Here is a 5,389-nt window from a genome sequence, read left to right as displayed (position 1 = left end):
TAAAAAAGCCGTTCTTTCAGCACATGGCTTTAGAACGGCCTCTATTTATAAACCCAGTACGTCTTCCAGGACTCTGGCCCTAGAACGGCTTACGGCTACCTCTCCCTGGTAATTATCAAATTCGAGCAAGTACGTACCATTAAACATTGGTTTGAGTTTTTTAATTTTATCAAGATTAATTAGGTAGCTTTTGTGACAGCGAAAAAAGCTTTGTCCTCCTAAACGCTCCTCCCAATAGTTGAGTGAATAGCGTGTTTTATAACGCTTACTACCGCTTACAACAATAACATCGCGTCCTTCCAGCATAAATAACTCAATTTCGTCCGCGTTAAGTAGAATTATGCTTTCTGAACCATCGAGCGCGAAAATCTTTTTCAATTTTACAGGCATAAGGCTCGCAGTATTTCTAGCAGCTGCGCAGCGTTGGCGTTTACTGAGTTGAATACTCGAAAGTTCCTCGTCTGCCAGTAAACCGTTCATCTCGGGCATCTCTATCTCTATGTCCAGTACCACTAAGCCCGGATTGGTTTCACGCAGAATTTTATATACTGCGGCCGGTTTGGTCAGCCCCGCTGCCACTTCAATATTGGGAATTTTTTTAAGATAATGTTCTAATTGCTCCAAGGTTATTCGTTCATTGCTGATAATTGCGACGCGCACAAGTCAGCCCCCCTCGCATTGTTTATCTCAACATTGCAAGTAAATTCCCTGCTCGAACTAGAATCTTAACTTATCAATGACTGATCCTTTAATTCCTACTTAAGAGGCTGGAAGTCTTATAACATGCTAATCTAGAATAAACAGTCATATTTATCATAAGGAAAAAACCGCAGGATCTCTAATTCAACCGTCCCTGCGGTTCTCGGTTCAACAAACCCTCTTATATTAATATTACCAAATATTGATAAATTTTCCAATATTATAATTTGATCAATTCTGATCTTATAACCTCAATCTACCAATAGTCTTTCTTCGAGATATTCGTCAGACATCTCATCGGTAACTATCGTCACTCTGTCATACCGATCTGTCTCCTTTGTACCAGGTTGCCGGATATTGACAGCTTTTAGCGAAGCAATCACACTCTTATATAGATCTTTGTGCGGCATGGGGTTTGCTAAAACCTTCAAGACCCCGCTAGTATAATAAATATCGTAGTTATCAGACGTTAGACCAAAAGGTGTAACCAGATAATCGCCAATAGGCGACCCTGGTTGAGCCTGAGTATTATACTCAAGTTTCCCGTTGAGAACCGACTGGTCTTCACCTAGCTTAAATCCGCTAAAAGATGCTGTAAATATAGGGTTGGTTTGTCCATAAAGCCTAGCTTCATCATTAGCTTTTACGGTAAGCGGCGCCTTCTTTACTGTCAGCGACCCACGCAACAGACCAAGAGAGTAACCGTTATAGGCTATAGCTGTGCCGTAATCTATGAAAACAGGATAAGACCCGCAGTTTTTTCCGTCCTCACGCAAGATCAAAACGGGACTTCCAATTAATACATCCTGCAGAGAGTCGCCGGCGACCAGTCCTGTAACATGATAGGTCAGAGGCGGATTTGGATCGCCATAAGTCTTAGAAACATTATCAGCAACTAAAGTTAGTTTCGGAATGCCGGTAAAACAAAAGTAGCCGTTTTTACCGGAAATGTTTGGACGCGGTGCGAATAAATTAGGGGGCCCAGAATAATTAAGCAACACTGCTGGCCGCCCATATAGTTTTTTGACATCAGACTGCGCAGCCATGTGTTTGAGATCGCTATTATACGGATTGGTCGCATATACCCAGAACTTCCCGGTATCGCCGGTCATTATGCCAGGGTAACTTTGGCTATTAGCGTTTAGTTCATCACGATTATATAGAATAAAAAAATTGCGCTTTGAAACAATGAGGGTCGACAAGGATTTTATTAGGCCGACTGAAATATCACCATGAGCCTGAATGAGAACATCATTACAATAATTGCTGCCTAAACCGCTTATGGCATAAGTTTCGTTTGGTATTTGACTCAGATACTGGGCAAAGCTCCCATCGGTATAAACATTGAATGTGTTAGTACGAAACTGGCCGCCGCTGATGCGAATTTCACCTGCTTTCCAATAATTATATCTAGTAGTGCTTCTCAGCAGCATCAGCACATTGTCTGCCGTGATACCTGCGAATTCATCGAAAATAATATTCCCATTTCCATGGTCGCGGTTAATACCCCCGGCCGGATCGGTATTTCCTTGCAGCGATACCGTACCTCGGGGCAAGTATATGGAATCAGATACAACTACATCCCGACCAGCTTCAAGTTTTAATTCATTAGTCGAATCTTGACTAGAAATTACGGCGTCAATAGTAATATCGTTAGCAGCCTGAAGTGTTACATTACCAGTAGCGATAGCAGCTTCAACCGCAGCAGCTGAAACGTTATGGGTACTACCATTAGCCTCGGAGTCACTAACTAAAACATTCTTGGAACTCATCAGCAGTTTACCGGATGTACCATTTAGTGCCGCAAGGTTGACTTGCCCGTCAAAGGCTAGACCGCTTTTACCCGAAACCTCGACTAAGCCGCCGCATTGGTCGCCTGCAGCGTTAACTTTGGCTCCGGTCAAAACTCCAACTTTATCCCCAAGTACCTTAACAGTGCCGCCAGTTTCTCCCGCATTTATTCCTGATACGTCCAGCGTCCCGCTGACTTCAACAAATCCTGAATCACCGCCACTAATTGTTATAGTACCGTTTTCACTCGCCATGCTGCGCGCCTGAATTATGCCGCTGTTATTAACTACTGTATCGATAAGCGCATCCTTCGCCTTCGCCGCCATAATAACCATGCCACCGTCAGCTTGAATCAGGCACCGGTTCTCAACAATTGCCTTAGCCACAGCTCCATCAATGGCCAAATTGATTTTTCCGTCACCGGTAAAATCCAAGGTAGCCTGTTGGCCTGAACCTAGCGCTACCGAACCCAATCTGGCGGTAATTACCCCTTCATTTCTCACCTCGGGTGCTAATAGAGCCACGTAACTGTTTTCTGCTGCCTGGATATTGCCCTGATTTACAACCTGTCCGTTTTCGCCGCTAAAAATATAGCGGCCGGCCATAAAGTCAGCATCTGTAATTTTCTGGCTTGATGCTACTAACCCGCCTACATTGATTTGAGCGCCCGGCCCAAATAAGATGCCGTTAGGATTTACCAAAAACACTTTGCCATTAGCGCTGAGCTGTCCATAAACCTCAGTCGGATTATTACCAAGAATCCGGTTAAGAGCTATAGCGCTGGCCGAGGGCTGAATAAACTGGACTTTTTCATTTGCGGCAATATTAAACGACTGCCAATTAACTGCCAGTTTATCACTTACTTGGTTGATGGTAGTCACAGTTCCATTCTGAGCAATATTCCCGACGCCGGCTGCTATCTGTCCGCCCGCCGGCGCGGCATATAAACTGCAGTGCATAGCAACAGCTACCGCTATTGCCAGTAAAGAGGTTGCAACCACTCTATACAGCATTAGACTCCCCCCTGTTTAGAAGTAAGAGCTTCCCATAATCCAGAACCGCCCGTTTTTGTCACTAGCAGCCAGAGCTTCTTCCGAACCGATCTTCCAGGCGTAACTCAGCCTTAGTGCGTACTGATTGGCCTTATTAAGATAAATACCAAGGCCGGCCCCTGACAGTCTACGCGAATTTTCGCCTGTAAAACCAGGCCATGATTCTTTATTCAGCCGCACATAGCCAGTATCATAAAATCCTGCCAGCTGACAGCTGTCAAACAGTCTGGTATTCACCGGTAAGTGCCAGCGTAGTTCGGTATTAAGGACATAACCTTGGTCGCCTGAAGCTTCACCAGCCGGGTAGGCCCTAACGCCGTAAGCTCCGCCAAGCGAAAGTTTTTCGCCGGGATCGAGATTTTTTTCGGCCAATTGGCCATTAAACGCAGTTAGCAGAGACAGCCGCTCACCTAGATACTGCTGCCGCAAGAAGGTCAAATTCCATTTAGCAAAGCTGCCAGCTGTATTTGCAGTATAAGCATCGCCGGCATCATCGGTAGATAGCTTGCCTCTGCTATAGCTCAGTGCATAGGCATTGGCACCGCCCCCCAGCCAACGATCTGTATTATCGCCTGTTAAGTTTAAGCTCCAGATATTTTCTTTCTTATTAGTGTCTGGAATACCATCAACCACATCTCGTAGCTTCTTACGACTATACGAGAGCCGACCAGATAAGTTATTGTTCCTAGAGCGCAAAAAATTCGTTTCATAGCTAAGCTCAAAACTGTCCGATTGACCGTGAGCGTTAATATCTGCAAACGCTTCACCAAGCTCATAATTTAGCCGCGAGAAACTTATGCCAAGTTTTTGCCCCTGACCGGTCAACGGCAGGCTGTATCCAATATTACCGCTGTCCAGTCCTGATTCAGACTTGATGGCTCGCACTGCTATTACATCGCCCTTCTGCAACGGGTTATTAAAAGTAATATTTAATCCAACTTGGTTGCTGCCGGTAAATCTGCTGCCGTAATTATTAATTTCAAAATTACCACTAAGCTGTTTGCCCCGAGGCCTAATATCCAAAAGCAAATCAGTGGTTCCAGTTCTGCGTCCAGGCATCAAAGTGGCCTTTGCATCGACTCCGGCAACATCGCCTAACAGATAGACAGCCCGTTCTAACTCGCACTTTTTAATATACCCTCCGCTTTTTAACGGCCCAAGCTGATTTTGTAAAACAGCTAATGAAACCTCCGTATTGTTGCGAATCAAAACTTGATCATATTCACCGATTATGATTGCAAATTCGATAATACCGTCCTGAACCTTCTGCTCGGGAATATATGTTTGAGCTACAAGATAGCCTTGGGAACGTATATAGTCAGTCAACTGTCCGGCAAGGTTTTGAAGGTCAGACAGACCTAATTCCTGGCCTTGCTGGTCAGCGATAACATTCAGCAGCTCAGCCTGACTAAATATAGACTGGCCGGAAAAATAAAACCCTTTAACTATCAGCTTTGCACCTGTATCAGCTTGCAGTGGCGGCCGATATTCTTCTGGCCTCTTTATATCTGGTTCAGTGCGGTGCGGCAGCCGCAGCTCCTGCTGCTGAGTATTCCGGATTGTTATACCGGCAACCGATCCTTCCGCTGCCGCGCAAAATTCAGCCGGTGTTTGGGACAACCACACAGCTGTTACGAGGCAACAAATATTTATAGGCTTCTGATACCATGCTTTACGATGCATTGCTCTACCCCTTGTCACTCGTCCTTATAAATAAAAGTATAGAAAAGTTTGTCTATAAAAACTACAACCACTGCGCAAGATGTCGTATACCCGTATAATCAGTCGTTTTTTCGGTAGGAACGGAATTACCTGTCGATGAAACAGAGTCCCTGTCCCCGTGTTTC

3 protein-coding genes are annotated in these 5,389 nt (G+C 44.9%); all 3 read right to left on the bottom strand.

Annotation, left to right across the window (positions count from 1 at the left end; translation table 11 throughout):
• Positions 1 to 45: 45 nt before the first annotated feature.
• Positions 46 to 660, bottom strand: coding sequence for a hypothetical protein (locus tag GX348_07540; protein ID NLP42036.1), 615 nt, complete (start codon positions 658 to 660; stop codon positions 46 to 48).
• 290 nt (positions 661 to 950) lie between these two features.
• On the bottom strand, positions 951 to 3,503 hold the full coding sequence (locus tag GX348_07535; GenBank protein NLP42035.1) for a filamentous hemagglutinin N-terminal domain-containing protein: 2,553 nt from the start codon (positions 3,501 to 3,503) through the stop codon (positions 951 to 953).
• 15 nt (positions 3,504 to 3,518) lie between these two features.
• Entirely contained in the window at positions 3,519 to 5,225 is a 1,707-nt protein-coding gene (locus tag GX348_07530) for a ShlB/FhaC/HecB family hemolysin secretion/activation protein (GenBank protein ID NLP42034.1), read from the bottom strand.
• Positions 5,226 to 5,389: the final 164 nt, after the last annotated feature.

The organism is Veillonellaceae bacterium, assembly GCA_012523975.1.
Taxonomy (GTDB): Bacteria; Bacillota; Negativicutes; order JAAYSF01; family JAAYSF01; genus JAAYSF01.
This window is presented reverse-complemented; position numbering and strand designations above follow the sequence as displayed.